The 19,356-nt window shown below is 72.6% G+C and carries 16 protein-coding genes; 11 read left to right on the forward strand and 5 right to left on the reverse strand.

What is annotated here, in order from left to right; genetic code table 11:
- Nucleotides 1-6: 6 nt before the first annotated feature.
- Nucleotides 7-1,098, forward strand: a complete 1,092-nt coding sequence (locus I7X39_RS08755) for a helix-turn-helix transcriptional regulator (protein WP_198110707.1) — start codon at nt 7-9, stop codon at nt 1,096-1,098.
- A gap of 6 nt (nt 1,099-1,104) precedes the next feature.
- Here the strand turns inward: I7X39_RS08755 and I7X39_RS08760 are convergent, their stop codons facing one another.
- On the reverse strand, nt 1,105-1,986 hold the full coding sequence (locus I7X39_RS08760) for a helix-turn-helix domain-containing protein (RefSeq protein WP_198110709.1): 882 nt from the start codon (nt 1,984-1,986) through the stop codon (nt 1,105-1,107).
- A 102-nt stretch (nt 1,987-2,088) separates the two neighbouring features.
- Between I7X39_RS08760 and I7X39_RS08765 the strand changes: the two genes are divergently transcribed.
- Nucleotides 2,089-2,964, forward strand: coding sequence for a DMT family transporter (locus tag I7X39_RS08765; protein ID WP_198110711.1), 876 nt, complete (start codon nt 2,089-2,091; stop codon nt 2,962-2,964).
- A 111-nt stretch (nt 2,965-3,075) separates the two neighbouring features.
- Nucleotides 3,076-3,540 (forward strand): Cif family virulence factor, encoded by a 465-nt coding sequence (locus I7X39_RS08770; protein ID WP_198110712.1) that lies wholly within the window; start codon nt 3,076-3,078, stop codon nt 3,538-3,540.
- Between the two features lie 13 nt (nt 3,541-3,553).
- Here I7X39_RS08770 and I7X39_RS08775 read toward each other — a convergent pair whose 3' ends face one another.
- Nucleotides 3,554-4,384, reverse strand: coding sequence for a hypothetical protein (locus I7X39_RS08775; protein ID WP_198110714.1), 831 nt, complete (start codon nt 4,382-4,384; stop codon nt 3,554-3,556).
- A gap of 159 nt (nt 4,385-4,543) precedes the next feature.
- Between I7X39_RS08775 and I7X39_RS08780 the strand changes: the two genes are divergently transcribed.
- Nucleotides 4,544-6,439, forward strand: a complete 1,896-nt coding sequence (locus I7X39_RS08780) for a hypothetical protein (protein WP_198110716.1) — start codon at nt 4,544-4,546, stop codon at nt 6,437-6,439.
- Between the two features lie 35 nt (nt 6,440-6,474).
- Entirely contained in the window at nt 6,475-7,659 is a 1,185-nt protein-coding gene (locus I7X39_RS08785; RefSeq protein WP_198110718.1) for a lipase family alpha/beta hydrolase, read from the forward strand.
- On the opposite strand, the gene I7X39_RS08790 is transcribed toward I7X39_RS08785, so the two are convergent.
- Nucleotides 7,635-8,558 (reverse strand): glutathione S-transferase family protein, encoded by a 924-nt coding sequence (locus tag I7X39_RS08790; RefSeq protein WP_198110720.1) that lies wholly within the window; start codon nt 8,556-8,558, stop codon nt 7,635-7,637. The two genes, I7X39_RS08785 and I7X39_RS08790, sit on opposite strands and share 25 nt — an antisense overlap.
- Nucleotides 8,559-8,724: 166 nt before the next feature.
- Here I7X39_RS08790 and I7X39_RS08795 point away from each other — a divergent pair, with 166 nt between their 5' ends.
- Complete coding sequence (locus I7X39_RS08795; protein ID WP_198110722.1) at nt 8,725-10,371, forward strand: response regulator; 1,647 nt, start codon at nt 8,725-8,727, stop codon at nt 10,369-10,371.
- 4 nt (nt 10,372-10,375) lie between these two features.
- Here I7X39_RS08795 and I7X39_RS08800 read toward each other — a convergent pair whose 3' ends face one another.
- Nucleotides 10,376-10,666, reverse strand: a complete 291-nt coding sequence (locus tag I7X39_RS08800; protein WP_198110723.1) for a 2TM domain-containing protein — start codon at nt 10,664-10,666, stop codon at nt 10,376-10,378.
- Nucleotides 10,667-10,948: 282 nt separating this feature from the next.
- Between I7X39_RS08800 and I7X39_RS08805 the strand changes: the two genes are divergently transcribed.
- On the forward strand, nt 10,949-12,997 hold the full coding sequence (locus I7X39_RS08805; protein ID WP_198110725.1) for a S9 family peptidase: 2,049 nt from the start codon (nt 10,949-10,951) through the stop codon (nt 12,995-12,997).
- Nucleotides 12,998-13,124: 127 nt separating this feature from the next.
- On the forward strand, nt 13,125-13,556 hold the full coding sequence (locus I7X39_RS08810) for an RDD family protein (protein ID WP_198110727.1): 432 nt from the start codon (nt 13,125-13,127) through the stop codon (nt 13,554-13,556).
- Here the strand turns inward: I7X39_RS08810 and I7X39_RS08815 are convergent.
- Nucleotides 13,553-14,986, reverse strand: coding sequence for an alpha/beta fold hydrolase (locus tag I7X39_RS08815; RefSeq protein WP_198110729.1), 1,434 nt, complete (start codon nt 14,984-14,986; stop codon nt 13,553-13,555). The two genes, I7X39_RS08810 and I7X39_RS08815, sit on opposite strands and share 4 nt — an antisense overlap.
- 62 nt (nt 14,987-15,048) lie before the next feature.
- Here I7X39_RS08815 and I7X39_RS08820 point away from each other — a divergent pair, with 62 nt between their 5' ends.
- From I7X39_RS08820 to I7X39_RS08830, 3 genes are all read left to right on the forward strand, one after another.
- On the forward strand, nt 15,049-15,717 hold the full coding sequence (locus tag I7X39_RS08820; RefSeq protein WP_198110730.1) for an MSMEG_1061 family FMN-dependent PPOX-type flavoprotein: 669 nt from the start codon (nt 15,049-15,051) through the stop codon (nt 15,715-15,717).
- A 64-nt stretch (nt 15,718-15,781) separates the two neighbouring features.
- Nucleotides 15,782-16,960, forward strand: coding sequence for a hypothetical protein (locus tag I7X39_RS08825; protein ID WP_198110731.1), 1,179 nt, complete (start codon nt 15,782-15,784; stop codon nt 16,958-16,960).
- 53 nt (nt 16,961-17,013) lie between these two features.
- Nucleotides 17,014-19,263: an NHL repeat-containing protein gene (locus tag I7X39_RS08830; RefSeq protein WP_198110732.1), complete on the forward strand. Its 2,250-nt coding sequence runs from the start codon at nt 17,014-17,016 to the stop codon at nt 19,261-19,263.
- Nucleotides 19,264-19,356 lie beyond the last annotated feature (93 nt).

Genomic DNA, 19,356 nt, shown 5'->3' on the forward strand with positions numbered 1-19,356 from the left:
GCGCCCATGACCGAAGCCCTCAAGGCTGTCACCCTGATCTCCGTCAGCCTGGGGGCCTGGACGGCGCTGAGCCTGCTGCTGGCGCGCCGGGGCGATGCGCGGCTGCGGCGCACGGTGGCGCTGTTCGTGGCGCTGCTGCTGCTGCCGCCGCTGCGCGTGTATCTCGATCTGGCGCAGCCCGGCTGGGCGGCGCCAGCGCTCTTGATCCTCAGCCATTCGCTCAGTTGGACTTTCGGCCCGCTGCTGTGGCGCTGTGCCGGCCTGGCGCTGCTGTGGCCGCCGGGGCGCTGGCAGCATCCGCTGCACTTCCTGCCCTTTGCGCTGGCGGCCCTGGGCGCACTGGCAGGTTGGGATTGGGCCGCCAGCCCCGCCCTCGTGTCCCTGGTGCTGTTGCAGGTGCTGGGCTACGCGGGCCTGACGCTGCGTGCCGCCTGGCAGGCGCGCGCCCACCTGCGGCGCCTGGCCCGCGGGCACCGCAACAGTGGGCTCTACTGGCTGATCTACCTGGCCGCCGGCTTGCTGCTGGCCAGTGGGGTGGACCTGGCCACCTGGCTGGCCCTGTTGGCCGGCCAGCTGCCCGCACAAGGCCTGCTGCTGGGCGTGGCCCTGGTGCTGGCCCTGTATGTGGATGCAGTGGCCCTGCTGGCCCTGCACCAGCCCGCCTGGCTGGACCCACCGGAGGCGCAGGAGGCCCCGGCCGAGCCGGCGCCCAAGCCGGCCCCCCCGCGCGCGGTGGAGCTCAGCCCCACGCTGGCGCAGGCGCTGCGCGAGCGCCTGCAGGCCCTGGTGCAGGCCGAGGCCCCGCACTGCGACCCCGAAATCTCGCTGCCGCGCCTGGCCGAGCGCATGGACATCACCCCGCACCAGCTCTCCGAGCTGCTCAATGTGCACATGGGCTGCACCTTCTACGAATTCCTCAACGACTGCCGCCACCGCGACGCCCTGCAACTGCTGGCGCAGCAGGCTGGCGGGCTGACCGTGGCGGACATCGCCTACCGCGCCGGTTTCAACAACCGCAACAGCTTCTACAAAGTGTTCAAGGAAAGGACCGGGCAGACCCCGGCCGAGTACCGCCGCCAGCAGGCGCGCCGCGCCTGAAACCCCTCAGGGCGGGCCCAGGCGGCGCAGCTCGCGCGGGCTCAGGCCCAGGCTGCCGCGCAGCGTGCGGCTCAGGTGGCTGGGGTTGGCGTAGCCGCAGCGCCGCGCCACCTCGGCCAGCGGCAGGCGGCCCTGACGCACCAGCTGCACCGCGCGCCGACGCCGCGCCGCGGCCAGCCACTCGTGCACCGAGCAGCCCATCGAGACGCGGAACATGCGCGCGAAATGGAACTCGGAGAGGTGCACCCGCGCCGCCAGCGCGGCCAGGCTCAGGGCCTCGTTGGGTGCGTCCAGATGGGCCTCCAGAAAGGCCAGCAGCTGGCGCCGCGCCGCCGCCGACAAGCCACCGCGCGGGCGCTGCGCACCCTGGCGCTGGGCCGGTGTGGCGGCTTCCAGCAGCAGGCGGTCCAGCGCCTGATGGGCCAGGGCCTCGGCCTGCAGGCGCGCTTCGGGCGCGGCCCAGTCCAGCGCGGCCACGGCCTGACCCCAGTGGCGCAGGGTCGCGTCCTGCGCGAACAGGCGCAGGCCCAAGCTGAGGGCGCGCGGCTCGGCATCCAGCAGGCGCACCACCCGCTCGGCCCAGGAGAGGCCGCTGCAGTACAGGTGCAGGAAGCGCTGGCCGCTGCCCACCTGCCAGCGCGATTCATGCTCGGCCGGCAACACGCAGTGGCAGCCCGGCGAGCCCTCGCCCGGCATGCCCAGCGCGCGCGTGCCCTGGCCCCCCTGCAGATAGACCGAGAGCGTGTGGTGCCCGGGCTGCACGTAGCGCGGGCTGTCATGGGCATTGCGCCACAGGGCCAGGGCCATGCCATCGCCCAGCTCCAGGCGGCGCTCCAGCTGCGCGCGCGAACGGCTCAGCACTTGATCGACACGGGCCGGGGCTTCCATGGGCCGGATGCTAGGGGCGGCCGCCTGGCCCGCGGCGGCCTGGGGCCAGCAAAGCGCAGGCCGGTGCAAGTTTGCGGGCCGCGGCGCCGCGATGCTGGCGCCATGACGGCCTTGCTCTATGTGCTGGTGGTGCTGATCTGGGGCACCACCTGGATCGCCCTGAAATGGCAGCTCGGCAGCGTGCCCATCGCGCTGTCCATCGCCTACCGCTTCGCGCTCGCGGCCCTGGTGCTGTTTGCCTGGCTGGCCTGGCGGCGCCAGCTGCGCCTGCCGCCGCGCGCCGCCCTGCCGCTGGTGGCGGCGCAGGGCCTGTGCCTGTTCTGCCTGAACTTCGTCTGCTTCCTGCAGGCCAGCCAGAGCCTGGCCAGCGGCCTGGTGGCAGTGGTGTTCTCCAGCGCCACGCTGTGGAACGCCCTGCTGGCGCGCCTGCTGCATGGGCGGCGCCTGGCGCCGCAGGTGCTGGGCGGCGGGCTGCTCGGCCTGGCCGGCCTGCTGCTGCTGTTCTGGCCGGAGATCGCGCGCGCCGAATGGGCCAGCCTGCAAGGCCTGGCCTGGGCGCTGGCCGGCACGCTGTGCTTCTCGGCCGGCAATCTGCTCTCGGCCGCGCTGCAGGCCCAGGGCCTGCGCCCGGCGCAGACGAACGCCTGGGGCATGCTGATGGGCTGCCTGGTGCTGCTGGCCTACGCGCTGTTCACCGGCCTGCCGCTGGTGTTCGAAAGCGGCTGGCGCTACGGCGCGGCCCTGCTCTACCTCGCCATTCCCGGTTCGGTGATCGGCTTCACCGCCTACCTGACCCTGGTCGGCCGCCTGGGCCCGGAGCGCGCCGCCTACTGCACGGTGCTGTTCCCGGTGGTGGCGCTGAACGTCTCCAGCTGGGTGGAGGGCTACCGCTGGACGGCGCCCGCCCTGCTGGGCCTGGGCCTGGTGATGCTGGGCAATGTGCTGGTGTTCCGGCGGCCGCGGCCCGCCGGCGCCTGAGCGCCTGCCGTCACTGGGGCCCTCGAGCCCGCCACCCATCGCGACGGCCTGGCGCGTGCGCGCGGCGGTGGCTATGTTCGCGCCTCCACAACATTCAGGAGGATAGAAACCATGACCGTTCGACCGCGCCGCCCCCTTGCCGCGATGCTGCTGGCCGCTGCCCTGCAACCGGCCCTGGCCGCCCCCGCCTGCGACAGCGCCGAGGGGCGTCAGGCCGCCGAACGCCTGCTGCAGCGCATCGATGCGAGCTGGCAGGCGCGTGACGCCGCCGGCATGGCGGCGCTCTACCACCCGCAGGGCCAGTTGCGCCTGCAGCCGGCCCTGGCCAGCGCCGCAGGCCGCGCCGAGGTGGAGCACTTCTTCACCGCGCTGTTCGGCAGCCTGGGCGCCGAGGACGACCATGTGCTGAGCCTGCGCCAGCTGGTGTCCGCCGGGCCCTATTGCGCGCTGGACGCGCAGGCGCTGGTGGGCGGTGCGAACCCCGCCACCGCCCAACGCTTCCACGGCTTCTATCTGGTGGATCCGCAGGGGCAGGACTGGCGCATCGTGGCCGTCAGCGCGGTGCGACTGGGCTGAGCCCGCGCAGGCTCTACAGGCCGCCGGGTCGCAGCAGCAGCAAGGTGCTGAGCGCCGCCGCGAGCTGGCGCCGTTCGGGGCTCAGCTCCGGCGCCAGCCACACCCGGCCCTGGCCCAAACCTTGCACGGCCACGGCGGCCAGCGCGCGGCCTTCGGACTCCAGCACATAGCCCAGTGCCAGACGCTGCGGGCCGCCGCCCGCGGGCTGGGCGCGGCCGAACAGGGCGCGCAGCTCGATGCGCTGGCCGTCCTCGCTCTCCGCCCAGCCGAGCTGCGGTGGCAGCGGGCCGACGAGCAGCGGCGCGTCGCCCAGCACGACGCGCCAGGCCGGCGCTGCGCCTTCCGGCTGCAGGGTGGCGGTGAAGGGGGTCTCGACCTCGCGCCCCTGTGTGCCGCGCAGGCGCGCACCGAACAGCTGCCAGGTCCATTCGCGCAGCTCGCGCTCCTGCGCCTGGAAGCCGGACACCGCCAGCGGCGCCACGCCCGGGGCCTGCAGCAGGAAGCGCAGGCTCTGGCGGGCCTGCTCGCGCCGGCTCTCGAAGCGGGTGTGCAGCACGCCGATGTCGAAGCGGCTGCAGCCCTGCGGGCAGGGGCGCCTCTGCAGCTCGGCGCGCGCGGCGCGGCTGCTGGTGTGGAAGTCGCCAAAGCGCAGCGGCTGGCGGTCCGGCAGCCAGCCCTGCCGGCCACTCACCTCCAGCGCCATGGCGCCGGCCAGCTCGGCCGGCAGCTCGGCCTGCAGGGGCACGCTGCTGCAGGCGCTCAGGCCCAGGGCAACAGGGCTGAAAAGGCCGAGCAGGGTGAGAAGGGTGTGGCGGCGGGTCAGGCGGGAAGGGGCGTTCGTCATCGGGCGGATTGTGGGCAGGCCCATGCGGCCCTCTGCCCCCTGGGATGGGTGCGCGCGCGGGCCGCAAAACTTTTGGCGGCGCCGGGCGCTGCGTGGCATCCGCCGCGGGCGGCCTCTGCCATCATCGGCCCGCCACCCCGCCCTGCAGGAGGAGCCCCGATGCGTCTGATGCCCGCGCTTGCCTTCGGCCTGGCCCTGTGCCTGGTTCTGAGCCGCCCCAGCCCCGCTGCCACTTGCACCGACACGGTCTTCGTGGACACGATCGCCGAAGCCGCCTGGGTCAATCTGGACGTCAGCCCGGCCCAGGGCACGCGCGGCGTGCGCGACGCGCTGCGCCAGGCGCAGAGCCAGCACCCCACGCAGCCGGTGCGCATCCGCCTGGCGCCGGGCAGCTATGCCGACAACCTGGGCAGCGAGATCTACGCCCAGCGCCTGCTGCGCAGCGCCAGCAGCCCGATCTGGTTGCAGGCCACCGACCCGCGCCCCAACGCCACGGTGCTGGGCCATGGCATCAACCTGCTGGGGGTCTCCTACCTCGCCATCGAGGGCCTGACCATCGGCCCCGAAACCGTGGGCGCCTGGAGTGGCAGCGCGCACGCCGACCCGCAGCCGCTGCAGACAGCCGCCGGCATCCACGTGGCCGGCGCGGCGCGCAACGGCCGCAGCAATGCCAACCAGGGCGGCGTGCTGAACACGGCGGTGTATGGTCAGTTCGAGCCCGCCCACCACATCCTGGTGCGGCGCGTGACGATCCAGAACCTGTTCGGCCGCGACGAGCGCGATGGCGAGACCAGCGAGGGCCAGAACATGGACGGCATGAAGTTCAACCAGGTCACCGACCTCTGGGTGCTGGACAGCAGCGTGCGCCAGACCACGCGGCACGGCATCGACAACGTCGGCGTGCACCGCGCCGCCTTCTGCCGCAACCTGGTGGCGCAGAGCGGCGGGGGGCTGGGCATCGAGGCCAAGGGCGGCTCGGTGGATGTGCTCTACGAGAGCAACACCTTCTACCGCGTGCGCCGGGTGGAGCTGGGCGGCGAGGACACCGACGCCACTTACTACATGAGCGCCGACGGGCGCTGGGATTACGAGGCCCTGCGCACCGTGGCGCGCAACAACCTGATCGTCGACGCGCGCGAGGCCGCGCTGGAGTTCAGCGGCTGCCAGGACTGCGTGGCGGTGGGCAACAGCATCGTCTTCACGGCCGCCTACCAGGCGCCCAGCGCGGGCGGCGAGGTGTTCGGCGGCGATGCCCTGCGCGCGCACGACAGCCGCGTGCTGGCCGCGCCGGACGGCGCCGGCAGCGACTGCCAGACCTGGGACGAGAGCGCGCAGGACTATGTGACGGTCGACCCCTGTTGGGGCGTGGGCGCCAATGCCCCGGCGCCCATCAACCGCGTGCTGCGCAACGCCAACCTCACGGTCGTCAACAACCTCTTCAGCGCCGAGGGCGGCAGCTTCGGCCGCGGCGGCGGCGCCGTCGTGCCCTGCCCGCTGAACGCGAGCGGAGGCACGGCCCCCATCAGCTTCAACGCCAACTACTGGTGGAACGGCGGCCAGGCGCTGCCGCTGGCGGCCTGCTCGCCGCTCAGCGAAGGCCCGGCCTCGCGCTTCCCCGGTGGCAGCGCGCCCATCGTGGGCGGCAGCGTGGAGGCCAGCAGCACCGCGCGTCTGAGCGCCAGCCTCCTCGACGCCCTGGCCCCGCGCGCCGGCAGCCCGCTGCTCGGCCTGGCCATCGCCCACCCCAGCCAGGCCGCTTACGACCGCCTGGGCGCACCGCGCGGCAACGCCGTGGGCGCGCTGGTGAACGTGGATGCCCGCGCCGACCGCGTGTTCAGCTTTGCCGAGCGCTTCTACCCGCAGTTCTTCCCCGGCTTCGTGCCCAGTTTCCTGCTCAGCGGCTACTACGTGCGCCACTACCCGGCGGCGCAGAACTACATCGGCGCGGCCAACGGCCGGCTCTACCTCTTGGGCCCGGCGCTCACCGGCGGCCAGGTGCTGGACTACGGCGCGCTGGACGACTGGATGGCCACCGTGCGCGCGGCCGGGCACTGAGTGCACACTCCGCCCCGTTTCCTGAGGGAGCTTCCATGGCCCGAGCACCCAAGCCCCTGCCCTTGCATGCGCAGGACCTGCCGGGCCTGACGCGCCTGCTGACCGAGGCCACGCTGGGCGTGACCGACATCGTCGAGGCCATGCACGCGCGCATCGCCTCAGCCCCGCTGCTGCCGGCGGGCGCCAGCGGCCGCACCGCCGGGCTGACGCGCCAGGTCTACGGCGCGGTGCGCGGCGTCACCCGCGGCGTGGGCCAGGGCCTGGACCTGCTGCTGGCCCGCTTGCCGGTCGCGCTCGGGCCCGAGCTGCAGCCGCCGCGCGAGGCCTGGCTGGCCGCGCTGAACGGCGTGCTGGGCGACCACCTGCAGCGCAGCGCCAACCCGCTGGCCATCCCCATGCGCCTGCGCGCCGGGGGCCAGAAGCAGCGCGGCCTGCCGGACGAACTGCCGCTGCAAGCGGGAACCGGCCTGCTGCTGCTGGTGCACGGCCTGTGCATGAACGATCTGCAGTGGCAGCAGGGCGAACAGGACCACGGCGCCCAGCTCGCCCAGGCCCTGGGCCTGCAGCCGCTCTATCTGCACTACAACACCGGCCTGCCGATCGCGGCCAATGCGCGTGAACTGGCCGGCCTGCTGGCGCAGCTGCACGCCCGCGCGCCGCAGCAGCGCCTGGTGCTGCTGGGCCACAGCATGGGTGGCTTGCTGCTGCGCAGCGCGCTGTACCAGGCCCAGGGCGCGGCCTGGACACGCGCCGTCAGCCATCTGCTCTGCCTGGGCAGCCCGCACCTGGGCGCGCCGCTGGAGCGCGCCGGGCGCGGCGTGGACCTGCTGCTCGGTGCCGCCCCCTACGCCGCGCCCCTGGCGCGCTTGGGCAAGGTGCGCAGCGCCGGCATCACCGACCTGCGCCATGGCCGCCTGCTCGACAGCGGCCCGGTGGAACGCGCCCCGCGCGCCACAGTGCCGCTGCCGCCCGGCGTGGCCTGCCACGCGCTGGCCGGCACCCTGGGCGCGCGCGCCGCCGCCAAGACCCGGCTGCTGGGCGACGGCCTGGTGCCGCTGAACAGCGCCCTGGGCCTGCACCGCAACCCGGCGCTGTGCCTGAACTTCCCAGCCGCGCACCAGCATGTGTTCGAGGGCCTCGGCCACATCGAGCTGCTGGGCAGCACGGCGGTGGGGCAGCGCCTGGTCGAGATCCTTCAGTCCAGCGCCACCAGCCGGTAGCCCTCGCGCGGGAAGTGCACGTGCAGGCGGCCCAGGCCGGGCTCGTCGCGCGCCAGCACCCAGCGCGTGGGCGTGGCGGCCACCAGCAGGCCCTCGCTCTGGTCCTGCGCGTAGTCGGCCGGGCCGATGGCGACCCGCTGTGGCGTGCTCAGGCGGCTGCCGGGCTCCAGGCGGCGCGGCTGGCTGGTGCGCGCCCACTCCAGCGCCAGCTCGCCCGTCATCGGCGTGCAGCGGCCGTGGCCGAAGGCGCGGATGCGCGCCATCCAGGCCAGTACCTGCGGGTGCCCGTCCAGCAGCGGCGCGCGCGCCAGGTCGTGCAGGAACCACAGGCCGTGAAAGGCCGAGAAATCGGCGTGCTGGGGTGCGCTGCCGAACAGGAAGTCCTGCCCGGCCAGGCGCTGCTCCAGCTCCTGCAGATGGGCGCGCACGCGCTGGCGTGGCTGGCGCAGCGGTGCCGCACCCAGGCTGGACTTGCGGCCAATCTGCACGCGGTCCCAGGCAAAGCGGGCCAGGTCGGGCAGGGACATCGAGTGCAGCACGCGCTGGCCCATGGCCAGGGTGTTGGCGCTCAGGGCGCAGGCCATGAAGAGCTCGCCGTCCGCGCGGGCGGCGAACGCCTGCGCCTCGGCGCTGCAGGCCTCCAGCGCCAGCAGCGGCCGGCGCGTGCGCCGCGCGATCTCGGCGGCGATGCAGCGCGTGTCGCAGAACACATCGGCGCCGATCTGCGCCACCGGCACCTTGCGGTAGCCGCCGGCCAGGCGCTGCAGCAGCGGCCGCGGCGGCATCTCGCGCACGCGCACCGAGTGCCAGGGGATGCCGGCCCAGGCCAGCATGGCGCGCATCTTTTCGGAGAAGGGCGAGAGCGGGTAGTGAAACAGGATCAGCGGCTTGACGGCCATGCCTTGCTCCTTCGCGAGGAGCCGTGCACCTTAGCGCCAATCCGCCCACCGGTTGTGCGGGCGCGTGGGTGCGTGGGTGCGATTCCTGCGGCGCGTGCGACATCCGCCTGCGTTTGGCCGATTCCTGCGCGCACGCCGGCGCCCTGCGCTGCCATAGTCCCAGCCCATGTTCGAGAGTCTTCAGCAGGCCAAGGCGCTGGTCATCGACGCCAACCACAACGCGCGCATGCTGATCGTGGCGCATCTGCGCGAGCTGGGGGTGGGCACGGTGCGCGTCGTCATGCGCAGCCGCGAGGCCCGGCTGGCGCTGGAGGCGGCCAGCTACGACATCGTGGTCTGCGACAACGACTTCGGCGAGGACGAGGAAAGCGGCCAGGCCCTGCTGGACGAACTGCGCCGCGAGCAGGTGCTGCCGCAGTCCACCGTCTTCATCATGGTGACGACGGACGCCAGCTACGCCGCCGTGGCCGGTGCGGCCGAGGCGGCGCTGGACGTCTACCTGCTCAAGCCCTACACGCTGGCGAGCTTTTCCGAGCGCCTGCAGCAGGCGCGCCACCGCAAGCAGGTGCTGCGCCCGATCTTCGAGGCCATGGCGGCCGAGGACTACGAGCGCGCCTGCACGCTGTGCCTGCAGCGCTTTGCACAGCGCGGCGAGTACTTCCTGTCGGCCGCGCGCATCGGTGCCGAGCTGCTGCTGCGCCAGAAGCGCAATGCCGAGGCGCGCGAGCTCTACGAGGCCATCATCGCGGCCCGCACCGTGCCCTGGGCCAAGCTCGGCGTGGCGCGCGCCGAGTACGCCGCCGGCCAGCTGCAGCAGGCGCGCCAGACCCTGGAGCTGCTGGTGGGCGAGATGCCCGACTACGCCGACGGCTGGGACGTGCTGGGCCGCGTGCACATGGACGAAGGCCATCTCGACGAGGCCCTGCGCACCTACCAGCAGGCGCTCGCGCTCACGCCCGGCTGCCTGCTGCGCGCCCAGCGCGCCGGCACGCTGGCCTTCTACGCCGGCCACCGCGCCGAGGCCACGCGCCTGCTGGAGGGGGCGGCCGCCAGCGGCCTGCGCTCGCGCCTGTTCGACTACTTCAGCCTGGTGCTGCTGGCCCTGATCCACTTCGACGAGGGCGAGACCAAGAAGCTGCGGCAGCTGCTCGAGACCTTCGACCACCTGCTGTTCCAGCATCCCGACTCGCCGCGCCTGACGCGCCAGCGCTGGGCCGTACAGGCCCTGCTGGCACTGCGCGAGAACCGGCTGGGCGAGGCCCAGGAGCAGGCGCAGCGCCTGGCGCGCGCGCTGGAGCAGCCCGATGCCGACCTGGAGGCCGGCTGCCTGGTGATCGCGCTGTGGCGGCGGGTGCAGGATGCCGGCGGCCCGCTGGGCGAGGCCGAGGCGGTGGTGCAGCGCCTGGCGCTGCGCTACTGCGTCAACAAGGCCAGCACCGAGGTGCTGGTGGCCATGGCCGAGGGCGACCGCACCGTGGCCGAGCTGCTGCGCGGCGCGCACGACCGCGTGTTCGAGATCGCCGAGCAGGCATTGACCCTGTCCCTGCGCGGCCGGCCCGAGCAGGCCGTGCACCTGCTGGCCGAGCAGGGCGAGACCACGCGCAATGCCAAGCTGATCGACATGGCGATGTCGGTGCTGCGCCGCCACGCCGCCAAGATCGGTCAGCGCCAGGCGCTGGAGGATCTGGTGCGCGATCTGCAGGCGCGCTGGGTGCTGCCCATCAGCGGCAGCCTGGCGCGCGCCAAGGCCGGCAAGGCCCTGGCCGTGCCGGCCACCACGCGGGGGCCGGCGGTGGAAAACACCATCGTCTGAACGCTCAGCGCCCGGCGCGCTCGCGCAGCGTGCGCAGCTCGGCCTGCAGCAGGCGCTCGCGCAGGTCCTGGCCCTGCAGGCTCAGCAGGGTGACGATGCCGTGGATCGTCAGGCCCAGGCCCCAGCCCCAGAGCGGGAAGATCTGCCAGTCGGCGCCGCCGCGCAGCAGGTTCAGCAGGTACAGGCCGCTGTTGACCAGCACGAACACCAGCAGGTGCGTCAGAAAGCCCATCTTCTGTTCGACGCGCTTCTTGGCCAGGCGGTGCAGGTCGTCGGTGTTCAGTTCGGGGTGCATGGCAGGGCTCCGTGTCGGGGTTTTGGGTGGCGAGGTGTGCATGGTGCAAACCCGCGGCCGCTCCGCCCAGGGCCCTGCGATGAACGAGCGCCCGCGCCGCTGAACGGTGGCGCGGCGGCGTGAACGGCAACCAAACGGGAACCAAACGGGAACCAAACGGGGCAACCATTCAGGCGCCGATTTCTGCAGGCCAGTCGGTCCGCAGCACGTTCTGTCCGGCCCCTGCCGGGCGGGCTGCGGGCTTGACTATGCTGCGCGACCTTTCAACCCCTAGAGGCCTTCATGTCCCTTGCATCTGCTGTCATCCGTCGCGCCCCTTTCCTGCTCAGCGCCCTGGCGCTGGCCACCGCACTGCCCGCCGCGGCGGCCTCGATCACGGTGGGCGACACCCCGCTGATCCCGCGCGCCGCCCTGTTCGGCAACCCCGTCAAGGCGGGGGCGCAGCTCAGCCCGAACGGCAAGTGGCTGTCGTGGATGGCGCCTGTCAACGGCGTGATGAACGTCTGGGTGGCCCCGGCCGCCAAGCCCGATGCGGCCAAGCCCGTCACCGACTCCAAGGACCGCCCGATTCCTGGCCATTTCTGGAGCGGCAACGGTGAGCAGATCCTGTTCGTGCAGGACAAGGCCGGCGACGAGAACTTCCGCCTCTACGGCGTGGACGTCAGCAGCGGCCAGCAGCGCGACTACACCCCCTTCGAGAAGGTGCGCGTGCGCATGCTGGGTGGCTCGCGCAAGCGTCTGGACGAGGTGCTGGTCGGCATCAACAACCGCGACCCGCGCTGGCATGACGTGCACCTGCTGAACCTCAAGACCGGCGAGCTCAAGCTGGTGATGAAGGCCGACGGCGTGGCCGGCTTCCAGGCCGATGACGACCTGAACCTGCGCCTGGCCGCCAAGCCCAATGCCGCCGGCGGCATGGACTTCTTCAAGGTGGAAGGCGACGCGCTGGCCGACAAGCCCCTGCTCAGCACCGGCCTGGAAGACAACGCCACCAGCCCGATCGACTTCACCGCCGATGGCAAGACCCTGTACTGGATGGACTCGCGCGACGGCGACACCACCGCGGTGTTCGCCGAAGACATGGCCAGTGGCCAGCGCAAGCTGATCGCGCGCGATGCCCGCGCCGACCTCGGCGACACCCTGCGCCACCCGGTGACGGGCGAGATCCAGGCCTATGCGGTGAACTACCTCACCAATGAATGGAAGTTCATCGACAAGAGCCTGAAGACTGACTTCGAATGGCTGCAGAAGCAGCTCGGCAAGGGCGAGGTCTATGTGGCCAGCCGCACGCGCGCCGATGACAAGTGGATCGTCGGCATCGACCCCGTCTCCAAGGTGGCCGCCACCTATCTGTACGACCGCAAGGCCAAGAAGCTCAGCGCGCTCTACGTGGCCCGCCCCGAACTGCAGAACGCCCCGCTGCAGCCCATGCACGCGGTCGAGATCAAGGCGCGCGACGGCCTGACCCTGCCCAGCTACCTGACCCTGCCGGCCGGCGCCGACACCAATGGCGACGGCAAGGCCGACAAGCCCACCCCGCTGGTGCTGCTGGTGCACGGCGGCCCCTGGGCGCGTGACGACTACGGCTACAACGGCACCCACCAGTGGCTGGCCAACCGCGGTTACGCGGTGCTGTCGGTGAACTTCCGCGCCTCCACCGGCTTTGGCAAGAAGTTCCTCAACGCCGGCAACAAGCAGTGGGGCCTGAGCATGCACGACGACCTGCTGGACGCCGTGGACTGGGCCGTCAAGCAGGGCGTGACGAGCAAGGACAAGGTCGCCATCATGGGCGGCAGCTATGGCGGCTATGCGGCCTTGGCCGGCGTGGCCTTCACACCCACCACCTTCGCCTGCGCGGTCGACATCGTCGGCCCCTCCAATCTGGAGACCCTGCTGGGCACCATTCCGCCCTACTGGGAAGCCGGCAAGAAGCAGATGTACAGCCGCATGGGCGACCCGACGACTGACGAGGGCAAGGCCATCCTGCGCGCCGCCTCGCCGCTCTACAAGGCCGACCAGATCGTGCGCCCGCTGCTGATCGGCCAGGGCGCCAACGACCCGCGCGTCAAGCAGGCCGAGAGCGACCAGATCGTCACGGCCATGAAGGCCAAGAACATCCCGGTCAGCTACGTGCTCTACCCGGATGAGGGCCACGGCTTCCGCAAGCCCAACAACCGCATCGGCTTCAACGCCATTGCCGAAGCCTTCCTGGGCAACTGCCTGGGCGGCCGCGTGGAGCCCCTGGGCGAGGCCGTGCGCCAGAGCACCGCGCAGATCGCGCAGGGTGCCGAGCATGTGCCGGGCCTGAAGGAGGCGGCGGCCAAGCCGTAAGCCGCGCAGCAGCGGAAGCGAAGGAGGCCCTGAGGGGCCTCCTTTGCAGGGCGCCGCCGTGGCCCTCTTCCTCAAAAAGCAGGACCCGCCGGCGCGAAACAATGCGCGCCGCCTTTCGGAGCCTCGCATGTCTACTGCCCCCATTGCCTATGCCGGCTTCTGGCGCCGTCTGGGTGCCGCCCTCGTCGACACCCTGCTGATCCTGCTGATCACCCAGCCCCTGGTGGTGGCGAGCTATGGCTGGGACTACTACGACTTCGACCATGAGGTCTTCATCGCCGGGCCGATGGACTTCCTGGTCTGCTGGCTCGCGCCGGCGGTGGCCACGGTGCTGTTCTGGCAACGCTTGCGCGCCACGCCGGGCAAGCTCTGGCTGCGCTGCCAGGTGGTGGATGCCCGTACCGGCCAGGCCCTCAGCACGCGCCAGGCCTGCATCCGCTATCTGGGCTATTTCCTCTCTACCCTGGCTCTGGGCCTGGGCTTCCTGTGGATCGCCTGGGACGCGCGCAAGCAGGGCTGGCACGACAAGCTGGCCGGCTCGGTGGTGATCCGACCCTAGCGAATGGGCGCCAGCAGGCCGTCCAGGCTGCGCTGGCGGAAGCGGTAGAGGCCATGGGCGTAGCCCCGGTACTGCGGGCTCTCCAGGCGGCTGATCGACAGCAGCAGGCGCGAGCGGCCGTCGACTTGCACGGCGGTCTGTTCACCCTGCAGCTGCACGCCGGCCAGGTCGAGCCGGCTGTCGTCGGCACGGATTGCCCACTCGCCGCTCAGCTGGCTGGCGGTGGCCGTCAGCACCGAGCGCAGGCTGTGCAGGGCCGCCCCCCGGGGGGCCTGGATGCGCACGCGTGCCAGGCTCACCAGGGAATCCTCGACCCGCAGCTCCTGCGCCTGCAGGTCTTCGAGCTGCACGCCGGTGCAGGCCTGGATCAGCACGCGCCGGTAGGCGCCGCGGTAGACCGTGCCGGTCTGGTGCTGGCAGTGCAGATCGGGCAGTGAGCCGGCCGCGGGCTCGGCAGGGGCGGCAGCCGGCCAGGGGGCCTCCAGGGCCTGCAGCAGCAGTTGCTGGAAGGCCTGCGGCTGGTCGGCCATGGGCACATGAGCGGCCTCGGGCAGGGTGTAAAGCCGCGCCTGTGGCAGGGTGGCCAGCAGGGCCTGGCCGGTGCGCAGCGGCGCCACGCGGTCGCGTTCGCCCCAGATCAGCGTGGTGGGGCGCGGCAGCTGGTGCGCGGCGGCGCTGAAGTCCTCTTCCATCAGCGCCAGCGCGGCGTTCGTGTTGGGCTGGTCCTGCAGCAGCAGGCGCCAGGCGCCGTCGTGGGCGCTCAGCCAGGCGGTCGGGTCGGCGCCCAGGCCGCTCAGTTCCACCAGGCTGTCGCCAAGGTCCTTGGCCTGGTGGGCCAAGCGGCGCAGCAGGCGCGGCGCACCGTCCAGCTCGCGCGGCAGCGTGGTCGGGGTCTTCAGGAAGCTGCTGCGCTCCAGGATGCCGGCGGCATCCACCAGCACCAGCTGAGTCACCTGCTCCGGGTGGCTGGCCGCGTAGCGCAGCGCCACCGCGCCCCCCATCGAATGGCCGACCACCGGGCCGGGCGCGAGGCCGAGCTCGGTATGCAGCCAGGCCAGCAGGCGCGCGAAGTTCGTCGGCGAGTAGCGACCCTGCCCAGGCTCGGAGTGGCCGAAGCCCGGCAGGTCCAGCGCGATGACGCGGTAGCGTGCCGCCAGCGGCTCGATCTGGCCCAGCCAGTCACGCAAGCCGTTCTGGCCCAGGCCATGCACCAGCATCAGGGGCTGCGCTTGCGGGTCGCCGGCCTCCAGCACCAGGATGCGGCTGCCGAACACCGGCTCGGCCAGGCGGCGAAAGCGCCAGTGCGCGGGGTACTGGCCGGCGTCGAAGCCCTGGGCCGCGCCGGGCAGGCTGAAGCGCAGCGGCGCCTCCTCGGCCTGCACGCCGAGCGCCAGCAGCAGGGGCAGCAGGCGCAGCAATCGAAGGAACATGAAGAGGCGTGGTGCCATCAAGGGGCGCGGAGTGTAGGCAGCACCGCGGCCAGAATGGCCCGATGCACTGCTGGCACGACGACACCCACGACCTGCGCACCCTGACCGCCCTGCGCGCCCTCTACCCCGAGCCCCAGCGCCCCGCCGCCGCGGCCACGCTGGACAAGGAGTGCGACCACATCCACCCGCTGTACCAGCGCTTCATCGAGGCCGCGCCCTGGTGCGTGCTGGCCACGCGCAATGCCGGCAGCGGTGCGCTGGATCTCTCGCCGCGTGGCGACGGCCGCGCGAATGGGGGAGCTGAGCGTCTGGTCGAGGTGGTGGACGCGGGCCGCACCCTGCTGCTGCCCGACCGGCGTGGCAACAACCGCATCGACAGCCTGCGCAACCTCGCCGCCGACTCCGCCATCGGCCTGCTCTTCCTGATCCCCGGCGTGGGCGAGGCCATCCGCGTGCAGGGCCGCGCCCGCATCAGCGCGCAGCCGCAGCTGTGTGAACGCTTTGCCGCCGGCGACAAGCTGCCGCGCAGCGTGCTGGTGATCGCCGTGCACAAGGTCTTCTTCCAATGCGCCCGTGCCGCGCAGCGCGGCGGGCTGTGGGACCCGGCTGCGCAGGTGGCGCGCAGCAGCCTGCCCTCCACAGGCAGCCTGATCGCCGCCTTCAGCGCCGGCTTCGACGCCGCGGGCTATGACGGCGCGCTACAGGAGCGCCAGCGCCAGACCCTCTACTGAGGGGCCGAGGCCCGACGCGACGCGCCTACGATGCGCCGCTTCACAGGGCCGGGGAGGAAGAACCGTGCAGACCGTCGTCATCGCCAAGGGCGAGCTGTGGTTGCACCGCGAGGGTGCGGCGCCACGCCAGATCACCAGCGCCTTTGCGCGCGAGGTGCAGGAGCGCGACGAGCGCAGCCGCCGCAACAGCAGCTGGAAGCATGCGCCGCGCGACAGCGAGCAGCAGAGCGGGGTGATCCCCGCCAACGCGCTCTGGGGCCGCCAGCAGGGCGCACCGCTGCCGCCGCCGCGCTTCCTCTACGCCTGCTTCGGGCCGGACGCCGACACCCTCTACTACCTGCTGCGCGTCGGCGAGTCCACCGGTCTGTTTCGCCTGCACCTGAGCGAAGACCGCGAAGTGCGCCTGTTCCACCGCAATGCGCTGGCCGTGCAGGGCCTGGCCTGGAACCCGGCCGACCGGCGCCTGATCCTTTCGGTGCGCCTGCACGACGGCACGGCGCAGCTGGAGGTCTACGACGAGGAGGGCACGCTCAAGGGCGCGATCACCGGCGGCGACAGCATCGACGCCGCGCCCGCCCTGGTGCCCGGCAGTGCGGCCAGCGTGGTCTACCAGAGCAGCGGCGTGGCCCGCCACCCCGAGCAGGGCCATCTGACCGCGGTGGCACACGCGACGCTCTGCCAGCTCGACTACCGCAGCGGCGCGCTCTGCATCCTGGTGGATGACGCCCGCTACGACCACATCGCGCCGCGCCAGGCGGCCGACGGCACGATCTACGCCATCCGCCGCCCGGTTGAGAAGCCCGTGCACGAGCGCGCCGGCCACGCGCTGATGGACATGCTGCTGATGCCGGTGCGCCTGCTCAAGGCGGTGTTCGGCTACCTGAACTTCTTCAGCATGATTTACGGCAAAGAGCCGCTGCGCAGCGCCGGCGGGCCGCGCAGCCCCGAGCTGGACCAGGACCTTGGCAAGCTCTGGCTGCACGGCCGCATGATCGAACTGCGCAAGGTGCGCGACGACCCGCAGTACGCCGGCAATTTGGTGCCGGCCAGCTGGGAACTGGTGCGTCTGCGCCCCGGCCACGCCACCGAGGTGCTGGCCCGCCATGTGGCCGGCTTTGACCTCGCGCCCGACGGCAGCCTGGTCTTCACCAATGGCTACCAGGTCAGCCGCTGGCAGGCCGGGCACAGCACGGTGCTGGCCAAGCACGAGCTGGTGGAAGGGCTGGCCGCCGGCCCGGCTTGACCCGACGCGGGCGGCGGCCCACAGTGGCTGCTCCCCCCTGATCGGGAGCGTGCATGCGCCGCCTGCTCTGTCTTGTCGCCTTGCTGGCCCAGTTCGCCGCGGCGGCCCCAGAACCCCATTACGCCGGCACCCTGGCCGGCAGCCCCAGCGGGCTGCTCACCGCCGTGGACGGCCCGCGCCTGAGCGCCGTGTTCCGCGCGCCGCGCCAGGCGGTGGTGGATGCGCAGGGCATGGTCTGGGTGGCCGACACCGGCAACCAGCTGATCCGGCGCATGGCCGCCGATGGCACGGTCAGCACGCTGGCCGGGCAGATGGGTGTGAGCGGCTTTGCCGACGGCGCGGGTGCCACCGCCCTGTTCAACGAACCCAGCGGCGTGCTGCCGGCGCCGCAGGGCGGGGTGTGGGTGCTGGACAGCAACAACGGCCGCATCCGCCATGTGGCGGCGGACGGCCGCGTCAGCACCCTGGCCGGCGGCGGTCAGGGCGCGAATGGATCGCGCCATGCCGATGGTCAGGGCACGGCCGCCGCCTTCAACGAACCGCGCGGTTTTGCCCAGGATGGCGCCGGCAACCTCTACGTGGCCGACTACCAGAACCAGGTGATCCGCAGAATCACGCCCAGCGGCCTGGTGACCACCCTTGCCGGCTCTCCCGGCCAGCAGGGCAGCGTGGACGGCACGGGCAGCGCGGCGCGCTTTTCCGACCCGCAGGCGGTCGCGCTGGACAGCGCCGGCAATCTCTACGTGGCCGACACCGGCCCCACCAAGGCGATCCGCAAGATCACGCCGGCCGGTGTGGTCAGCACCCTGCTCAGCGCCGGGCCCGGCACGCGCCTGAGCGAACCGCGCGGCCTGGCCCTGCTGGCCGACGGCAGCCTGCTGATTGCCGACGCGCAGGAACAGCAGCTTCTGCAGCGCAGCCCGGCCGGCACCGTCAGCGTGCTGGTGGGGCAGACCGGCAAGCCGGGCCTGGCCGATGGCAGCGGCACGGCCGCCAGCCTCTACACCCCGATGGGCCTGGGCGCCGGGCCGGGCGGCACGGTGCTGGTGGCGGACAGCGGCAACCACCTGATCCGCCAGCTGCAGGGTGCCCAGCTCAGCCTCTGGGCCGGCTTGCCCGGCCACAGCGCGGCGGTGGAGGGCGAACGCAACGCGGTGCGCTTCGAGGACCCCTTCGCCGTGGCCGTGGATGCGGCCGGCCAGGCTTATCTGGCGGACGCGGCCGATCACGCCATCCGCCGCGTGGACGAGGCGGGCCGCAGCAGCGTCTGGGCCGGCCGGCCCGGCAGCTATGGCTACACGGAGGGCGCGGCCATCGCGGCGCGCTTTCGCAAGCCCGCTGGCCTGGCCGCGGCGGCCGACGGCACGCTCTACGTGGCCGACAGCGGCAACCACGCAGTGCGCCGCATCGCGCCCGATGGCCAGGTCAGCACCCTGGCGGGAAACGGCGAGCGCGGCAGCCGCGACGGTGCGGGCAGCGCCGCGCAGTTCAACGAACCCATGGGCCTGGCGCTGGCACCCGATGGCACGCTCTACGTGGCCGACTTCGGCAACCACCTCGTGCGCCGCGTCACGGCGGCCGGGCTCGTCAGCACCGTGGCGGGCAGTGCCGGCCAGGGCGGCTTCGTGGATGGCGCCGCCACCACCACGGCGCGCCTGCGCTCGCCCGTGGATGTGGCGGTGGGGACGCAGGGCCAGGTCTATGTGCTGGACCGCAGCAACCACGCCGTGCGCGTGCTCGATGCCGGCCAGCTCAGCACCCTGGCGGGTAGCGGCAGCGCCGGCTTTGCCGACGGCAGCGGGCGCAGCGCGCGCTTCCAGTTCCCCACCGGGCTGGCGGCCGCACCCGATGGCGGCCTGTGGGTGGCCGACACTGACAACCAGCGCCTGCGCCATGTCACCCCGCAGGGTGTGGTGAGCAGCCCCCTGGGCCTGCAGGCCGGCCGCGCCGATGGCGTGGGCAGCGCCGCACGCTTCTTCAACCCCAAGGACGTGGCGGCCGGGGCCGACGGCCGCCTGCTGATCGTGGACCGCGGCAACCGCAGCCTGCGCTGGGCCCAGGCCCTGGCCACGGGCACGACGGCGATCGAATGCCTGCTCGACTGGGGCGAGCGCAGCTACCCGACGCTGCTGCAGCCGCCGGCCCTCTCGCAGGACTTGGCGCCCTACCGCTACCGCGCCTATGCCGGCGCGCTGTACGTCGGTGTGTCCGCCGCCGATCAACAGGTCTACCTGCTGCAGCAGGGCCAGCTGCAGGGGCTCGGTTCGCTCAGCGGCTTTCTGGCGCAGGCGGGCTGCCAGTAGGGGACCGGCCGCAAGGCCCCCGTGACCGGGGTGTCGTTGCAAGTGCTTGCACTTGCGTCGCCACGGCTTGTCAAGATCGCGCCCTTCGTCACC

Source organism: Inhella proteolytica, from assembly GCF_016093275.1.
GTDB lineage: Bacteria > Pseudomonadota > Gammaproteobacteria > Burkholderiales > Burkholderiaceae_C > Inhella > Inhella proteolytica.

Coding starts and splice junctions, on each gene's coding strand:
- I7X39_RS08755 (WP_198110707.1), top strand. CDS start 7: ATGACCGAAGCCCTCAAGGCTGTCACCCTGATCTCCGTCAGCCTGGGG.
- I7X39_RS08760 (WP_198110709.1), bottom strand. CDS start 1,986: ATGGAAGCCCCGGCCCGTGTCGATCAAGTGCTGAGCCGTTCGCGCGCG.
- I7X39_RS08765 (WP_198110711.1), top strand. CDS start 2,089: ATGACGGCCTTGCTCTATGTGCTGGTGGTGCTGATCTGGGGCACCACC.
- I7X39_RS08770 (WP_198110712.1), top strand. CDS start 3,076: ATGACCGTTCGACCGCGCCGCCCCCTTGCCGCGATGCTGCTGGCCGCT.
- I7X39_RS08775 (WP_198110714.1), bottom strand. CDS start 4,384: ATGACGAACGCCCCTTCCCGCCTGACCCGCCGCCACACCCTTCTCACC.
- I7X39_RS08780 (WP_198110716.1), top strand. CDS start 4,544: ATGCGTCTGATGCCCGCGCTTGCCTTCGGCCTGGCCCTGTGCCTGGTT.
- I7X39_RS08785 (WP_198110718.1), top strand. CDS start 6,475: ATGGCCCGAGCACCCAAGCCCCTGCCCTTGCATGCGCAGGACCTGCCG.
- I7X39_RS08790 (WP_198110720.1), bottom strand. CDS start 8,558: ATGGCCGTCAAGCCGCTGATCCTGTTTCACTACCCGCTCTCGCCCTTC.
- I7X39_RS08795 (WP_198110722.1), top strand. CDS start 8,725: ATGTTCGAGAGTCTTCAGCAGGCCAAGGCGCTGGTCATCGACGCCAAC.
- I7X39_RS08800 (WP_198110723.1), bottom strand. CDS start 10,666: ATGCACCCCGAACTGAACACCGACGACCTGCACCGCCTGGCCAAGAAG.
- I7X39_RS08805 (WP_198110725.1), top strand. CDS start 10,949: ATGTCCCTTGCATCTGCTGTCATCCGTCGCGCCCCTTTCCTGCTCAGC.
- I7X39_RS08810 (WP_198110727.1), top strand. CDS start 13,125: ATGTCTACTGCCCCCATTGCCTATGCCGGCTTCTGGCGCCGTCTGGGT.
- I7X39_RS08815 (WP_198110729.1), bottom strand. CDS start 14,986: ATGTTCCTTCGATTGCTGCGCCTGCTGCCCCTGCTGCTGGCGCTCGGC.
- I7X39_RS08820 (WP_198110730.1), top strand. CDS start 15,049: ATGCACTGCTGGCACGACGACACCCACGACCTGCGCACCCTGACCGCC.
- I7X39_RS08830 (WP_198110732.1), top strand. CDS start 17,014: ATGCGCCGCCTGCTCTGTCTTGTCGCCTTGCTGGCCCAGTTCGCCGCG.